Raw genomic sequence first — 14733 nt, forward strand, 5'->3', positions numbered from 1 at the left:
CGCCCTCACTTCTTCTTGCCGAGGCCAGGCAGCCCGCCACCGCCCGGCAGGCCGGGAAGTTTCATGCCACCGGGCAGCCCAGGCAGGCCACCGCCACCGGGAAGACCACCGGGCAGGCCCTTCATGCCACCGAGCCCGGCCGCCTGCGCCTGCTTCTGCAAGGCTTCGAGCTGCCTGGGGTCCATCTTGGAGAGGTCCGGCATGCCGCCGCCCATCATGCCGCCTGCGCCGCCAGGCATCATGCCGCCGAGCCCCATCTTGGAAGCAAGCCCGCCCATCATGCCGCGCATCAGGCCGCCGCCTTTGCCCTTGCCGCCCATCGCCTTCATCATGTCGGCCATGCCGCGATGCATCTTCAACAGTTTGTTGATTTCGGCGGCGTCGGTACCCGAGCCGGCGGCGATGCGCTTCTTACGCGAGTGCTTCAGAATATCGGGGTTGGCGCGCTCGGCCTTGGTCATCGACGAGATGATGGCAAGCTGGCGGCCGAACATCTTGTCGTCGAGACCGGCGGCGGCCATCTGGTCCTTCATCTTGCCCATGCCGGGCATCATGCTCATGATGCCGCCCATGCCGCCCATTTTCGACATTTGCTGAAGCTGGCCGGCGAGGTCGTTCAGGTCGAACTTGCCCGACTGCATCTTCTTGGCCATCGCCGCCGCCTGCTCGGCGTCGATGTTCTCGGCCGCCTTTTCGACGAGGCTGACGATGTCGCCCATGCCGAGGATGCGGTCGGCGATGCGCTTGGGGTGGAATTCCTCCAGCGCGTCCATTTTTTCGCCGGTGCCGATCAGCTTGATCGGCTTGCCGGTGACCGCGCGCATCGAGAGCGCTGCACCACCGCGACCGTCGCCGTCCATACGGGTCAGCACGAGGCCGGTGATGCCGACGCGCTCGTCGAAGCTTTTTGCCAGATTGACGGCGTCCTGGCCGGTCAGCGAATCGGCGACCAGCAGGATCTCGTGCGGCGACGACATCTTCTTGATGTCGGCCATCTCGACCATCAACGGCTCGTCGATATGGGTGCGGCCGGCAGTGTCGAGGATGACGACGTCATGGCCGCCGAGCTTGGCCGCCTGCACGGCGCGGCGGGCGATATCGACCGGCGTCTGGCCGGCGACGATCGGCAATGTTGCGACCTTGACCTGCTCGCCGAGCTGGCGGAGCTGCTCTTGCGCGGCGGGACGCCGCGTGTCGAGCGAGGCCATCAAGACCTTCTTGTTTTGACGGTCGGTGAGGCGCCTGGCGATCTTGGCTGAGGTCGTCGTCTTGCCGGAACCCTGCAGGCCGACCGTCATGATGACGACCGGAGCCGGTGCGTTGAGGTCGATGGCGACGCCCTCGGCGCCGAGCATCTCGACCAGCTCGTCATGGACGATCTTGACGACCATCTGGCCGGGCTTGATCGACTTGACCACGGCGGCGCCGACGGCCTTCTCGCGGACCTTGTCGGTGAAGGAACGCACCACTTCCAGCGCCACGTCGGCCTCGAGCAACGCACGGCGCACCTCGCGCAGCGCCGCCGAGACATCAGCCTCCGACAAGGCGCCGCGGCCGGTGAGGCCGTTCAGGATCGAACCAAGGCGCTCTTGCAGGGACTCAAACATTGGTCAACCCACCGCGCGACAGCGCCTTGGATTCATTTTGATCCCTGTCGGGCCGATGGCCCTCCACGCCTCTTGTGCGTTCCTGTAGCGATTCAAACATTCTTTTTCCTTTTCCCTGGCACCCGGATGATGCCCGAGAGGTAATGCGTTCGCGCCAACCGTCCAAGCAAAAGCCGGTCCGGGCAAAGCCCAAAGCCAAAAAGCACCCGGGGGCGCACAGCGCTGCCGGGTGTTGGCCTCCGGGATCGATTTACAGCACTTCACCTCAAAGAGGTTTCGGCGTCCCGGTCGGTTTGCTCGGAGGAATACTCGTCGCGGAATTCGCGGCGTGTAGACAGGAAATCGGCCGCAGAGTCAAGCTTTGGTCAAGCTTTGCGCCAAATATGCTCAGGACGACCAGGCAAGGCGCATCAGCGCACGCTGCCGGCGCGCGCCACATCCGGCTCGACCTTCAGCGGCGAGCGCGGATGCAAAAGCAGCAGAACGGTCAACAGGCTGCTGACGATGCCGATCGCAGCGATGAGGGCGGCATCCAAAGTCGTCCAGCCGGCGGCTTCGAGCGGCTTGGCGTTGAACAGGGCGAAAGAATTATAGCTTTGCTGATGCGAAATCAGCAGGAAGCCGGTCAGATTGTTGCCGAGATGGGCGCCAAAGCCGGCACCGAGATTGCCGGTTGCGTAGACCAGAAGCGTCAGCAACAGCGCAAAGGCGGCGATCGAGGCCAGCACGCAGGCATTGATCGCTACGCTCGAGCCTGGGCTCCAGTGCAGCGAGGTGAACAGCAATCCCGGCAGCAGCGCCCAGATGAATGGGTTCTGGAATCGGCTTGCCAGACCTCTGAGCAGGTAACCGCGAAACAGCATCTCCTCCGACGAGGTCTGCAGAAAGGTCAGGGCGGCGATCGGGATCAGGAACAAAAGCCACGAGGACAGGCCGATCGCGCCGCGCGCGATGTCGGGCTGCAGGCCATAGAGCAGGATCTCGGAAAGCAGCGAGGTGATCAGCACCGCGGCCAACCCTTTCAGGAACCCCGACCATGAAATGCGCCGGCTGACGCCGATCAGGACCGTCAGCTTCTCGCGATGGATCCAGCGCATGGCAGCCCAAAGGCCGAGCCAGATTCCGGCAAATGAAGCCAGCGTCGCGAGGATGCCCGCGGGAGAGGCCATGAAATCCTGCACCACCCCTGGCGGGGCGGTGCCTGACGACGCCTGCCACACGGCAAAGGCATAGGTGCCGCCGAACAGCACGGCGGCAGTGGTTCCGAGCCAGAACAGGACGACGACCACAGTTCCAAGCACAAGGCGCGGCAAGGTGGTCTTGTCGTTGGCGGTGTGCCGGTACTGTTGGAAGGCGGTGGGGTCGATGATCACGCGGGGTCGCTGGCTGGTGCTTCGGCTCGCAAGGTCTAGAACATCGGCCCCAATGTGGAAACCGGTATTGCAGCAGCAATACGGGTTTGCGGCAATGTCAGTAGTGCGAGCGGCCGCCGTTACAGGGCGACCGCCCTGTTTTGCGACGTCAGCGCACGACGTACACGATACGCCGGCTGCTCGGATCGACCAGCGCCGGCTGGCCGTTCACATAGACGTAGCGATAATCATAATCGGGTATCTCGCGCAGCTCGACGGTGTCGGGCAAAGTCGCGCCGGTCACCACCTCGCCTTCGAGATAAACCGGATCGAGCCGGTTCGTTTCGACATAGGTGCGGATTTCCGCCGGCGGCCGCCGGATGGGCTCGATCGCCTCGCCGGCAACGATCGCTCCGGTATAGGTGTCGGAATATTCGGCGCTATCGGCCGGCGGTGTCACCACGGCAATGTCGGCGCTGGCCGGACGCTGTGTCAGAACCACACGGCTGCCGCCGAAATCGGCCGTCACATAGTCGGAATAGACCCAGCCCTGGCCGTTGGCCTCGGCGATGGTGCACCATTTGCTATTGGCGATGCAGCCGTCGAGCGTCGCCGACTGGCCGGCGGCGAGCACGCCGATGACCGGATACTGCGGCCCGGGGCCGGCGCGTACATTGAGATCGGTGATGGCCGAGACGGCGGTGTCGGCCAAAGCAGAGCCCGACATCGCTATGAGCGCTCCGGCCACCGCCGGAAACAATATGCGTTTCATGGTTTTCTCTCCGTTTCACAGTCCCTTGGGACGGAAAACGAAGCAAAGCCGCATGCGTTCCGGCTAAAAGGCTGCGGCCGGCTCACGATTTGTTCCAGTAGTTTTCGGCAGGTCGGTCAAAAGCTCGTGAACAAAAGCAAGTTTTTGCGCCGCCACGTCCGAGATGACGAAGGGATAGAGATCGGGCAGGCCCATGCAGCGGTTGATCGAGTTGGACGCCTCCGACAGCACCAGCCAGCGGTCGAGAATCCTTTCGAAAGGCTCCGGCCTGGCGGCGGGTTCCGATGGTGCCGGCTGCAGCTCGCCGCCGGTATCGGCGCGCGGCAACTCGTTGGCTTCAACGGTCTCCAGCCGGCCGAGCGGGAAATTCAGTGCATGCACCATCTCCAGTGTGTCGGTGATGTGCATGTGATGCGCCCATGTCTCGGCCCAGTCCTCCCATGGGTGCGACGTCGCATAGGCCGAAATATGCTGCTGCTGCCAGTCGGGCGGCGCGCCATCGGCATAATAGGTTTTCAGCGCTTGTTCGTAGTCGGCGCGTTCGTCGCCGAACAAGGCGCGAAAACCGGCAAGCTTCTGCGGATCGTCACGGATCAGGCGGTCCCAGTAATAATGGCCGAGCTCATGGCGGAAATGGCCGAGCAGCGTGCGGTAGTTCTCGCCCATCTCGACGCGCCGCCTTTCGCGCTCGGCCGAATCCGCCTCGGCGACGTTGAGCGTGATCCGCCCGTTGTCATGACCGGTCAGGATACGCTCGCCGCCGGGACCGCCACCGATCGGATCGGCAAGAAAATCGAACGCAAGGCCGATCTCGTCGCTAGGGTTCTGCTTGGGTGCGACCGGCAGGCCGAAGGCGAGCAGCGAATAGACGGCACGCTTCTTTGCCGCCTCGACACGGATCCAGCGGCGGCGATTGCCGTCGACCGACAGATCCGGGATCAACTGGTTCAGCGCACAGGCGCGGCAGAAGGCGTGGCCGGGCTCCGCCATCCAGTTGCAGGCGGATTCGTCGGCGTTGGTGCAGTGAAAGGCATCGGCGCCGGACAGCGCGAAGCGCGCATGCTCGGGATCGTAGAGCACGAGGCTGGCGCAGTTCAGGCATTGCGCGTTCTCGAAATAGAGACGGTGGCCACAATGCGGGCAGTCGAAAAGCTTCATTGGCGTCTCAAATCATTCGAAATGCGGAGGACGATGCGAGCAGGAGAACGCCAAACGCCTGTCGGCTGCCCGCGTTCCTGCCGGCCGATGCTATTTTGCCGCAAGCTGGGCGACGACCTCCTTGGCCACTGCCTCGCCCGACAATCTGGCGCCGCCGCAGGTCTGCATCAGCGGACCGGCCAAATGCTCGCCGGCGAAGAAGATCTTTTCCGCCACCGGCTGCATCAGCGTGGCGCGCGCTTGCGAGCGGCCGGGCCGCGCCGCCGCATAGGCGCCGCGCACGAACCGCTCAGCGCCCCAATTGGTCATCATTGCGCGTCCGACATGTGTTCGCACGTCGCCGCCGAAGATGCCGCAGAGCCGGTCGACGACGAAGTCGATGCCGGCCGCCTCGCCCGCCGCAGACATCTCCCAGGCGAAATCGCCGCCGACGAAACCGACCATCAGATCGAGGTCGAAGGGAAAGCAGAGGAAGTAGATGTCGTGCCTGGCCAGCCGCTCGATCAGCAAATCGTCGAACGGCTCCAGGCCGAGCCTTGTACCGGATATTTCGACCGGCAGCTTGGTCAGCATGCCCATCGGCAGGTCGAAGAAGGCGGCGAAATGCGCATCGGGGAGTGCAGGCGAGAACGCAATCTCCTCGAAGGCGAGCACTGCCGGCGAGGCGGTGACGACGATAGCCTTGGCGCGGATGGTACCGCGATCGGTGACGCAGGCTACGCCCGGCCCATCCCAGACGATCTTGCGCACCGGCGTCGACAGTTCCACCGGCACATCGGCACCGAAGCGGGCAACCAGCGTACCGAAGCCTTCCCTGGTGAAATAGTTCGGATCGAGATCGGCGGCGGCCTGAAAGTCGCGGATCGATATCTCGTCCTCGTCGGCGCCGAAATCCATCGGCCCGGCGAAGGTTGCGGCGGCGCGCGGCGCGTGTCCCTTGGCGAGCAATGCCGAAAGGCGGTCGTCGTCGCCTTCCCTCACCTGATGTGCCGCCACCAGTTCGAACAGCCTTGCGTCGGCCACCTTCATCGCCGCCTCCTCGGCTTCGCTTGCCTTTCGCTCGCGGTAATAGAGATGATCGACATTCATGTCGTGGTGATGAAGCGTCCAGGCAGCGGCTTTCGCCTCGGGAAAGTAAGGGTTGCGGTCCGCGGCATGCAGCCAGGCGCAGCCGATGTCGAACGGCACGCCGAAATGCTGGTCGCTGGTCCAGGCGCGGCCGCCGATGCGGTTCATCGCTTCCAACAATTTGAAGGAAAAACCGGCGGCGCGCAGGGTCTTGGCAGCCGAAAGTCCGGCCGAACCGGCGCCGATGATCACGACATCAACGTCTTCCATGCTTATTCTGTCCCCGCCACAATAATTACTTGATCGTAGGCAAATTCCCGGACATCCGCCAGTGTGGTGGATTTGAAGTTCCTGCTGTATTGAGTGCATCGGCGCAGCGCCGGGACAGTGACAAGCAGGTGTTTCGCTGGCAAATTCGCAATTGGGAACGTGATTCAGGCAACCAGGAGAGCAGCATGGCATTTCTTGCCAAGGGGAAGATGTTTGTAGTGGCCACGGTGGTGGCGGTGCTTGCGCTGGCGACGGGCGCGCAGGCGGCGGCCAGTTGTGGCAAAAACGGCGCCGGCTTCGAGGCGTGGAAACCGGAGTTTGCCGCGGAGGCCAAGGCCGACGGTGTCGGCTCGAAGGGTCTGGCCGCTCTGGCTCGCGCAACCTACGCGACAAAGACGATCTCCGTCGACCGCGCCATCCATAAGGCTTTCAGCGGCTCGGTGGAAGCTTTCATGAAGCGCCGTGGCGCGTCCGCGATCATTGCCAGGGGCCGTGCGCTGAAGAAGGCCAATGCTGCGCTGTTCGACAAGATCGAAGGGACCTACGGCGTGTCGCCGGGTGTGTTGCTCGCCATCTGGGGTATGGAGACGGGCTTCGGTTCCGCCATGGGCAACCAGAATACGGTCTCTGCCATTTTAACGCTTGCCTATGATTGCCGCCGTCCGGAGTTCTTCTATCCGCATGCCATTGCAGCCCTGAAGCTGGTTGATCGCGGAGCGCTGAGCGCCTCGTCGGTCGGTGCCGCGCATGGCGAGATTGGCCACACGCAGTTCCTGCCCGGAAATGTGTTGACGTATGGCGTAGGCAACAAAAATCTGCGCGACAAGAGCACTGCGTTGGCTTCCACCGCCAACTTCCTCAAGGGTCATGGTTGGCGGCCGGGCGCCAGCGCGCAGGCGAATATCGGCGCAATTGCTGGCTGGAATTCGGCGAGCGTCTATCAACAGGCCATCGCCCGCATGGCCACGGCGATCGATGCCGACTGACAGAAAACTCTAGAGCTCTGTTTTAACGCAATTCCGGACGGAAAACCGTTTCACACTTTCCCTGGAATTGCTCTATTCGACCGAAAGTCCGGCCACGCGCCGGGCTTTCTATTTCACGTCGAGCGCGTAGGAGCAGCCGGCGAGCACCTTGCCGGGATGTGATTTAACGGTTGAGACATTGAGCGCAATGCGCGTGGAAAATGTCATGCCGTCCGCTTCCTCGCTGCTTTCGACGACGATTTTCTCGCCGAGGAATTTTTCCGGCGTCGAGATTTGCGCTGTGACGCCGAGCTCTCGGGCGAGATCGGGCGCGGAAACATCGTCAACACCGCTATCGGCCCGGTCGCGGTAAGGACGACGGATGCCGTTTCGCGCCCGAACACGGGAAGCGGGGCCGGCAATTTCATATTGCTTGAGGAAAGGATTGCCGGCAGGAACGTCCTTCCAGCCGAGTTTTGCGGGCGCATCGGGGCGGTCGCTCAGCCAAAGGGCAAAACCAGCATACGTCGAAACGTCAGCCCTGCACTTGATCAGCGCGGCGAGGTCGAGCGAGGCGGGGTCATAGTCGGTGGCTTTTGGCGACAGCCAAGTTCGCGAGAACAGCCAACGCGGGCAGGAAACCGGCTCCAAGAGTGGCCAAGCGCCTGGGCATATCACGCTCAATAATGCGCGTAGCCGCTCGAGGGGCATTTCTGTGAAACGGGAGCCTGGAAGGTGCCATCAACACCGTGTTCAGGTGCGAAACTTGAGCGTCATGGCGCCGGGGTGGCCGCTTTTGGCTTGCCCTCGATGACTACCGGGACTCCGGAATCCTGCGCGTAGCCGCTCAACGGGCATTGCTGGGAAACGGGAATCTGGAAGGGGCCGTTAAAACTTTTGCAGGTACGGAATTTGGAGTTCAGCGGGGCCGGGGTAGCCGCCTTTGGCTTGCCCCCGATGACTGTCGGGACTCGGGGACCCTGCGCGTAGCCGCTCAACGGGCATTGCTGGGAAGCGGGAATCTGGAAGGGGCCGTCAAAACTTTTGCAGGTATGGAATTTGGATGTTTGCCCCGACGGGGGTGGCGTGGATTGACACCCGGTAAAGACGGCCACGGCCGCAAGCAGAAGAAAAATTCTATTTTTCACTTGTCAAAACCCTCCGACCCGCAAGACAAGTAAGGTTAAACCATCGAAAGGTCAAACAGGAAACGATCTGAGAGCGCGGCCTCGATATATTAGGGACGCCAAATAAAACCCGGTGTATTCGCCGGTTCCTAATTCGTCTAAGCATATGGCCTGTTAGAATATCAGCCCTTGCGGTTGCGCGCTGCCAGCGTCCGCAGCCTGAGCGCATTGAGGCGGATGAAGCCTTCGGCGTCCTTCTGATCGTAGGCGCCGCGGTCGTCCTCGAAGGTGACCAGCGCATCGGAATAGAGCGTCTTCCTCGACTTGCGGCCGGTGATCATGACGTTGCCCTTGTAGAGTTTTAGCCGCACGGTGCCTTCGACGTCTTCCTGGCTCTTGTCGATCATCGCCTGCAGCATCAGCCGCTCGGGCGCGAACCAGAAGCCGTTGTAAATGAGCTCGGCGTAGCGCGGCATGAACTCGTCCTTGAGATGGGCGGCTCCGCGGTCGAGCGTGATCGATTCGATCGCCCGGTGGGCCGATATCAGGATGGTGCCGCCGGGGGTCTCGTAGACGCCGCGCGATTTCATGCCGACGAAACGGTTCTCGACCAGGTCGAGCCGGCCGATGCCGTTGTCGCGGCCGAGATCGTTCAGCGCCGCCAGCATCGTTGCCGGCGACAGTTTCTTGCCGTTGAGCGCAACCGGGTCGCCCTTGAGGAATTCGATCTCGATCTCGGTGACCTCATCGGGCGCATCCATAGGCGAGATGGTGCGCTGGTGGACGAATTCCGGCGGCTCGCTCCAAGGGTCCTCCAGCACCTTGCCCTCGGAGGAGGAATGCAGCAGGTTAGCGTCGACCGAGAAGGGTGCGTCGCCCTTTTTATCCTTCGGCACCGGGATCTGGTGCTGCTCGGCGAAATTGATGAGGTCCGTGCGCGACTTGAACGACCAGTCGCGCCAGGGCGCGATGACCTTGATGTCGGGGTTGAGCGCATAGGCCGAGAGCTCGAAACGCACCTGGTCGTTGCCCTTGCCGGTGGCGCCATGGGCGATCGCATCGGCGCCGGTCTCCCTGGCGATCTCGACAAGATGTTTCGAGATCAGTGGCCGGGCGATCGAGGTGCCGAGCAGATACGTGCCTTCATAAACAGCGTTGGCGCGGAACATCGGGAAGACGAAATCGGATACGAACTCCTCGCGGACATCGACGATGCGGATATCCTTGATGCCCATCATCTCGGCCTTGCGCCTGGCCGGCTCGAGTTCGCCACCCTGGCCTAGATCGGCCGTGAAGGTCACGACCTCGGCACCGAGCTCGGTCTGCAGCCATTTCAGGATGATCGAGGTGTCAAGGCCGCCGGAATAGGCGAGCACGACTTTCTTGACGGCTTTTGCTTTCGACATGGTGGGCGGTTCCGCGACAGGGGTTCTTTCGCGGGCGAGGTATCACGCCGTTTTAGGCCAGCGCAAGGGACGAACGATGCCTGGACCAGATGCTGTATCGCCCAGAGGCTGGCGAGGACACGGCTCTTGCGCTATGGCTGCGCCGTCTTTGCCGCACCGAGACGAACCATGTCCTTCATCCCCGACAGTACGACGCTTATCCAGTTCTCCATCGCCACCTTCATCCTGGCGATCACGCCTGGGCCTGATATGACGCTGTTCGTGTCGCGCACGCTGAGCCAGGGCCGCGCCACCGGCTTTGCCTCAATGGCCGGCGCCTTGTGCGGCACGCTGATCCACACCACGCTGGTGGTGGTCGGCGTCTCGGCGCTGATCGTCGCTTCGCCGATGGCGTTCTTCGTGCTGAAGATTTTCGGCGCCGGGTACCTGGTCTTCCTGGCATGGCAGGCGATCACAAAAGGGTCGGCGTTTTCACCGGAGAACGCGAAGAGCGGGCCGCAGATCTCGCTGTTCCGCAGCTGGGCGGCGGGGCTCGGGGTCAATCTGCTCAACCCGAAGATCATCCTGTTTTTCATGACCTTCCTGCCGCAATTCGTCTCCGCGCATGATCCCAACGCACCGGGAAAGCTGTTCTTCCTCGGCGCGATGTTCGTCGTGCTGGCGATCCCGGTGACGGCGCCGATGGTGCTGGCGGCGGAAAAGTTCTCGGCCGCGATGAAATCCAGCCCGCGCGTGACGCGCGTCGTCGACTATCTCTTTGCCGGAGTTTTTTCGGCCTTCGCGCTCAAGATCCTGACGGCCCAGGCGAAATAGGTACTTTCATTTTGCGCATGATCCTTTCCGAACCTTTGGTTCGGGGTCATGCGCTGATCTGGCGCCAGCTTCCGGCCGTGCGCCCGGCGCTCAGCCAGTAGAAAATACCGCCGACCATGCCGCAGCCGATCACCGCCAGCATGACGCTGGTATTGGTAACCTCGAAATTGGCATCGGCCGTCTGGTGGACGAAGCCAAGGAAGACCGCCGAGACCACAGCACCCGCCAGCGCATAGAACAGCCAGTCACGCCGGCCAAGGATCTCGGAGACGAGGATGGCGATGGCGGCCGGCATGAAGGCGAAATAGGCGACGAACAGCGCGACGAAGGGGATTGAAAACCACAGCGACGCCTGCGCCGCCGGTTGCGTTTCGTCCGTCATCAGCCCAAGCGATGCCAGGAACATGACGTTAAGGAAGGCGCTTGCCGCCAGCGAAGCAACACCATAGCCGATCAGGATGACGGCGAAGCGGATCAGATAGGCGACCAGGCGATTCACGCCTCGCCGTGCCCCGCGATCATCATCGCTTCCAGCGCCAGCCGGTCGACCTTGCGCATGCGCTCGGAGTCCGACTTGAGCTGGCCGCAGGCGGCGAGGATGTCGCGGCCGCGCGGCGTGCGGATCGGCGAGGCGTAGCCGGCATTGTTGATGTAGTCGGCGAATTTCTCGATCGTCTCCCAGTCCGAGCACTGGTAATTGGTGCCCGGCCACGGATTGAACGGGATCAGATTGATCTTGGCCGGAATGCCCTTGAGCAGCTTGACCAGCGCCTTGGCGTCCTCGATCGAATCGTTGACGTCCTTCAGCATGACATATTCGAAGGTGATCCGCTTGGCGTTGGACAGGCCGGGATAGGCGCGGCAGGCTGCGATCAGCTCGTTGAGCGGATACTTCTTGTTGATCGGCACCAAAAGGTCGCGCAGATCGTCATTGGTGGCGTGCAGCGAGATCGCCAGCATGACGCCGATCTCCTCACCGGTGCGGAAGATCTCGGGCACGACGCCCGATGTCGAGAGCGTGATGCGCCTCTTCGACAGGGAAAGCCCGTCGCCGTCGGATGCGATCAGCAGCGCCTTCTTCACCGCCTCGAAATTGTAGAGCGGCTCGCCCATGCCCATCATGACGACGTTGGACACTTTCCGGCCCTCGGCCGGCACGATGGCGCCGTCGGGCGTGTCGCGGTCGGGGAAATCGCCGAGCCGATCCCGGGCGGTCAAAAGTTGGGCGAGGATTTCCTCCGCCGTCAGGTTGCGCACCAGTTTCTGCGTGCCGGTGTGGCAGAAGGAGCAGGTCAGGGTGCAGCCGACCTGCGAAGAGATGCAGAGCGTGCCGCGGCCTTCTTCGGGAATGTAGACGGTCTCGATCTCGACCGGCCGGCCGGCGCCGCGCGGTGGAAAGCGGAACAGCCATTTGCGCGTGCCGTCGGTGGAAATCTGCTCCTCGACGATCTCGGGCCTGGCAACGGTGAAATGCCTGTCGAGCGCGGCGCGCAGATCCTTGGAGATGTTGAACATGCCGGCAAAATCGGAAACGCCGCGCACATAGATCCAATGCCAGAGCTGCTGGGCGCGCATTTTCGCCTGGCGCTCCGGCACGATGCCGGCAGCGACAAGGGCAGCCCCAAGTTCGGCGCGCGTCAAGCCGATCAGCGAGGGCTTTTCGGGCGTCGTGCGGGTGCGCAACGCGTCACGCGCGCCTTCGGTGGTAAGATCGAATGAAAGGGTCATTGTTGCGCCAATATAAGCGATTTGCGGCCGAATACAGCATCGTGCCCGAAATGAAGCGCGGCGCATAGCACAGGTTAGCGGCGGAGTCATGCCGGGTTCTCCCTTCTCCCGCAAGGGAGAAGGAAAGACCGCACGACCGCTGGGTCCTTTACGCTGCTGTGTTAGGTAGTGAACATCCCGGACGAGGATTCTACTTGCACTTGGCGATCGAGGCCAGCGCCGCCGAGATGCCCTTCAGCGAGAAGACGTAGGTGGTGGTGTTGCCGCGCCCGGACTTGGCCGACACCTTCATGTCGGTGCCGGTCTTCATCGCGGCGATCAGCACCGGCTCCTCGGCGGCGTTCTCGACCCAGGCCGACTTGCCGCGCGTGAACATCGAGAAAGACTTCTTGTCGATGGTGACGGTGGCCTTGGAACCCTCCTGGAAGGTATAGCCGGCGATGAATTGCGGCTCGTAGGACACTTGCTGCCCCGGCCGCTGGCTGACGAAGAAGAACATATCGCCGTGATCGAGCGTCGGCGGCTGCTTGTCGGTTGGCACCGTCAGGACATAGCAGACCTTGCCGCCGCCCGACGCCTGATAACTGTAGGTGCCCCAGGCATTGTGCTGGCCGATCTTGGTTGCCGACTGCGCCAGCGCGGGCACCGTCAAGGCCACCAGGGCCAGGCTGGAAACTATAGCAATCAATCCGCGCATCGCTTTTCCCGTATTCCACTGGTGCGGCGGCAGGCCGGCCCGGCGTCCTGCCCGTCGCTTCATTTTGATTTAATCTGGGTTACCAAACGGTGAATTTCCCCTGAGAAAAGGATGTTCACGCCAGGAAACCGCCGCCGTCTTCGCGCTGCCGCTCGAAAAAGCGGCTGGCGCAATGTCCCTGCCGCGACTTGGAGGCCACGAAAACGGCAAGAGTTTGACTTTTCAAGCAGCTAGGTCTTGCGGCGATTCTTGCTTTTTTGAGGTGCGTGACGAATTTCCCTGCAGGCGGTACCATGTCTGCGTTCGCCGCCACGGCACTCGGCCAGGGTGCCCTCCTTGGCGGCTTACGGGAGATTTGGTCATGGCCATTTCCGAGACAGTTCTGATCCTGGCGGGCGGCACAGTCGTCCTGGCGATCGTGTTCGGCATTCGTGTCGCCGTCCGCGCGGCGGCCAGCGGCGCGGTGCCCCGGTCGGATGGCGGAGAGGTGGCAGGCGGATCGGGCGCGCCCGACGTGCCCGGGGTCATTGCGCTGCCGCCTTTGATCTTCCTCGGCTTCCTGGCGGCGGCAACCGTGCTCGATGTGCTCGCGCCGCTCCCGGTCATGGCCGGGCAGGCCCTCGCCCGCTATCTGGCCGGCGCTGTGCTCGCGGTGTGCGGCTTCGTGCTCATCTTTATGGCGGCGGGCCGCTTTCAGGCCGCTGGAACCAACATACCACCGACCTTGCCAACGACCGCGCTGGTCGTCGACGGGGTCTATCGGCGGACCAGGAACCCGTTCTATCTGGGAGCGGCCCTCATCTATCTCGGCCTCGGCGTCGCGGCCGGAAGTCTTTGGGCTATCGCGCTCGTCATCCCCCTGCTGTGGGTGATCAATACCGGCGTCATTGAGCCGGAAGAGCGCTACCTCGAGCGGAAGTTCGGAGATGTCTATCGCGCCTACAAGGCGCGGGTGCGGCGGTGGGTTTGACGGCCGGAAAGTCGGATCTCGCGCGATTTTTTGCGTCGCACCGGCTCAGCTCTTGTCGGCGATGGCCTGCTTGGCGGCGAGCCGGTGCGCCGGCGTGATGTGGGCGCTGACGGCGGTAATCGCGGCGGTCAGCACTGCGATGTCGTCGGTGAAGCCTAGCCCAAGGACGAAATCGGGGATGACGTCCGTCGGCAGCACAAAATAACCGAGCGCAGCCAGCAATGTGCCCTTGGCGCGCAGCGGCGTCCTCTTGTCCATGGCGCAGTAATAGGCGGCGACCACCTCTTCCATGAACGGGATCTGCCGGGCGGCCTTCTTCGCCGTACGCCAGAACTTTTCGCGCACTTCGCTCTCATTGCCTGGCTTGCTGCCGAGGCCGAAGAAATCAAAACCGGATTTTTGCGCCATCAATCTCTCCTTGCCGCCGTCGCGTGACTTCACGCGTGACTGCGAGGCAAGATGTGGTGAAAGCTGAACCTCGCTGCAAGGTGCAGATAGGCTCAGCCGCCGAAATAGCGGTTCATCTTCCTGGCCAGATCGAAATCCAGCGCCGTCAGGCCGCCGGCGTCGTGCGTGTTGAGGGTCACGTTTACCGTCTTGTAGACGTTCGACCAGTCGGGATGGTGGTCCATCTTCTCCGCCGCCAGGGCGACGCGGGTCATGAAGGCAAAGGCTTCGGAGAAATTCTTGAAGGTGAAGGTGCGCGTGATCGAGCCACCGTCCTTGGCCAGCGACCAGCCGTCGAGGCCGGCAAGTTCGGCGCGGATCGCTTCCTTTGCAAGTTTCTCTCTGGCCATGTC

15 protein-coding genes are annotated in these 14733 nt (G+C 62.7%); 3 read left to right on the forward strand and 12 right to left on the reverse strand.

The genetic code is table 11. The features are described from left to right. Window positions 1–5: 5 nt before the first annotated feature. The 5 genes from ffh to RQ479_RS22385 form a co-directional block, all read right to left on the reverse strand. Window positions 6–1607: a signal recognition particle protein gene (ffh, locus tag RQ479_RS22365; RefSeq protein WP_376702663.1), complete on the reverse strand. Its 1602-nt coding sequence runs from the start codon at window positions 1605–1607 to the stop codon at window positions 6–8. A gap of 410 nt (window positions 1608–2017) precedes the next feature. Further along, complete coding sequence (locus RQ479_RS22370; protein WP_376702664.1) at window positions 2018–2980, reverse strand: lysostaphin resistance A-like protein; 963 nt, start codon at window positions 2978–2980, stop codon at window positions 2018–2020. Between the two features lie 148 nt (window positions 2981–3128). Beyond that, window positions 3129–3731 (reverse strand): DUF1236 domain-containing protein, encoded by a 603-nt coding sequence (locus tag RQ479_RS22375; RefSeq protein WP_352466507.1) that lies wholly within the window; start codon window positions 3729–3731, stop codon window positions 3129–3131. A 63-nt stretch (window positions 3732–3794) separates the two neighbouring features. Then, window positions 3795–4889: a putative zinc-binding metallopeptidase gene (locus RQ479_RS22380; protein ID WP_352466506.1), complete on the reverse strand. Its 1095-nt coding sequence runs from the start codon at window positions 4887–4889 to the stop codon at window positions 3795–3797. 90 nt (window positions 4890–4979) lie between these two features. Continuing rightward, on the reverse strand, window positions 4980–6227 hold the full coding sequence (locus tag RQ479_RS22385) for a flavin monoamine oxidase family protein (RefSeq protein WP_376702665.1): 1248 nt from the start codon (window positions 6225–6227) through the stop codon (window positions 4980–4982). A gap of 185 nt (window positions 6228–6412) precedes the next feature. Here RQ479_RS22385 and RQ479_RS22390 point away from each other — a divergent pair, with 185 nt between their 5' ends. Continuing rightward, window positions 6413–7213 (forward strand): lytic murein transglycosylase, encoded by an 801-nt coding sequence (locus tag RQ479_RS22390; RefSeq protein ID WP_352466610.1) that lies wholly within the window; start codon window positions 6413–6415, stop codon window positions 7211–7213. A gap of 108 nt (window positions 7214–7321) precedes the next feature. On the opposite strand, the gene RQ479_RS22395 is transcribed toward RQ479_RS22390, so the two are convergent. Then, window positions 7322–7843: a hypothetical protein gene (locus RQ479_RS22395; RefSeq protein WP_376702666.1), complete on the reverse strand. Its 522-nt coding sequence runs from the start codon at window positions 7841–7843 to the stop codon at window positions 7322–7324. A 658-nt stretch (window positions 7844–8501) separates the two neighbouring features. Further along, window positions 8502–9725, reverse strand: coding sequence for an argininosuccinate synthase (locus RQ479_RS22400; RefSeq protein ID WP_352719385.1), 1224 nt, complete (start codon window positions 9723–9725; stop codon window positions 8502–8504). A gap of 168 nt (window positions 9726–9893) precedes the next feature. Here RQ479_RS22400 and RQ479_RS22405 point away from each other — a divergent pair, with 168 nt between their 5' ends. Next, complete coding sequence (locus RQ479_RS22405) at window positions 9894–10538, forward strand: LysE family translocator (RefSeq protein WP_376702667.1); 645 nt, start codon at window positions 9894–9896, stop codon at window positions 10536–10538. 46 nt (window positions 10539–10584) lie between these two features. Here the strand turns inward: RQ479_RS22405 and RQ479_RS22410 are convergent, their stop codons facing one another. From RQ479_RS22410 to RQ479_RS22420, 3 genes are all read right to left on the reverse strand, one after another. After that, the gene (locus RQ479_RS22410) at window positions 10585–11037 is read right to left on the reverse strand and encodes a hypothetical protein (protein WP_376702668.1); all 453 of its coding nucleotides are present in this window, start codon (window positions 11035–11037) and stop codon (window positions 10585–10587) included. Next, on the reverse strand, window positions 11034–12266 hold the full coding sequence (rlmN, locus tag RQ479_RS22415; RefSeq protein WP_376702669.1) for a 23S rRNA (adenine(2503)-C(2))-methyltransferase RlmN: 1233 nt from the start codon (window positions 12264–12266) through the stop codon (window positions 11034–11036). Before rlmN ends, RQ479_RS22410 begins: the two co-directional genes overlap by 4 nt. A gap of 190 nt (window positions 12267–12456) precedes the next feature. Then, window positions 12457–12963 (reverse strand): invasion associated locus B family protein, encoded by a 507-nt coding sequence (locus tag RQ479_RS22420; protein WP_352719382.1) that lies wholly within the window; start codon window positions 12961–12963, stop codon window positions 12457–12459. Between the two features lie 361 nt (window positions 12964–13324). Between RQ479_RS22420 and RQ479_RS22425 the strand changes: the two genes are divergently transcribed. Continuing rightward, on the forward strand, window positions 13325–13933 hold the full coding sequence (locus RQ479_RS22425) for a methyltransferase family protein (protein WP_376702670.1): 609 nt from the start codon (window positions 13325–13327) through the stop codon (window positions 13931–13933). A 45-nt stretch (window positions 13934–13978) separates the two neighbouring features. Here RQ479_RS22425 and RQ479_RS22430 read toward each other — a convergent pair whose 3' ends face one another. Then, window positions 13979–14341 carry a YkvA family protein gene (locus tag RQ479_RS22430; RefSeq protein ID WP_376702671.1) on the reverse strand — a complete coding sequence of 121 codons (363 nt, stop codon included), beginning with the start codon at window positions 14339–14341 and terminating at the stop codon, window positions 13979–13981. A 92-nt stretch (window positions 14342–14433) separates the two neighbouring features. After that, window positions 14434–14730: a 4a-hydroxytetrahydrobiopterin dehydratase gene (locus RQ479_RS22435; RefSeq protein WP_376702672.1), complete on the reverse strand. Its 297-nt coding sequence runs from the start codon at window positions 14728–14730 to the stop codon at window positions 14434–14436. Window positions 14731–14733: the final 3 nt, after the last annotated feature.

This window comes from Mesorhizobium sp. ISC25 (genome assembly GCF_042295465.1).
Taxonomy (GTDB): Bacteria; Pseudomonadota; Alphaproteobacteria; order Rhizobiales; family Rhizobiaceae; genus Mesorhizobium.

Bases quoted from the DNA above. Each gene is read 5' to 3' on its own strand.
- RQ479_RS22430 (WP_376702671.1), bottom strand. From the start codon at position 14,341: ATGGCGCAAAAATCCGGTTTTGATTTCTTCGGCCTCGGCAGCAAGCCA.
- RQ479_RS22380 (WP_352466506.1), bottom strand. From the start codon at position 4,889: ATGAAGCTTTTCGACTGCCCGCATTGTGGCCACCGTCTCTATTTCGAG.
- ffh (WP_376702663.1), bottom strand. From the start codon at position 1,607: ATGTTTGAGTCCCTGCAAGAGCGCCTTGGTTCGATCCTGAACGGCCTC.
- RQ479_RS22375 (WP_352466507.1), bottom strand. From the start codon at position 3,731: ATGAAACGCATATTGTTTCCGGCGGTGGCCGGAGCGCTCATAGCGATG.
- RQ479_RS22425 (WP_376702670.1), top strand. From the start codon at position 13,325: ATGGCCATTTCCGAGACAGTTCTGATCCTGGCGGGCGGCACAGTCGTC.
- RQ479_RS22405 (WP_376702667.1), top strand. From the start codon at position 9,894: ATGTCCTTCATCCCCGACAGTACGACGCTTATCCAGTTCTCCATCGCC.
- RQ479_RS22390 (WP_352466610.1), top strand. From the start codon at position 6,413: ATGGCATTTCTTGCCAAGGGGAAGATGTTTGTAGTGGCCACGGTGGTG.
- RQ479_RS22420 (WP_352719382.1), bottom strand. From the start codon at position 12,963: ATGCGCGGATTGATTGCTATAGTTTCCAGCCTGGCCCTGGTGGCCTTG.
- RQ479_RS22435 (WP_376702672.1), bottom strand. From the start codon at position 14,730: ATGGCCAGAGAGAAACTTGCAAAGGAAGCGATCCGCGCCGAACTTGCC.
- rlmN (WP_376702669.1), bottom strand. From the start codon at position 12,266: ATGACCCTTTCATTCGATCTTACCACCGAAGGCGCGCGTGACGCGTTG.
- RQ479_RS22400 (WP_352719385.1), bottom strand. From the start codon at position 9,725: ATGTCGAAAGCAAAAGCCGTCAAGAAAGTCGTGCTCGCCTATTCCGGC.
- RQ479_RS22385 (WP_376702665.1), bottom strand. From the start codon at position 6,227: ATGGAAGACGTTGATGTCGTGATCATCGGCGCCGGTTCGGCCGGACTT.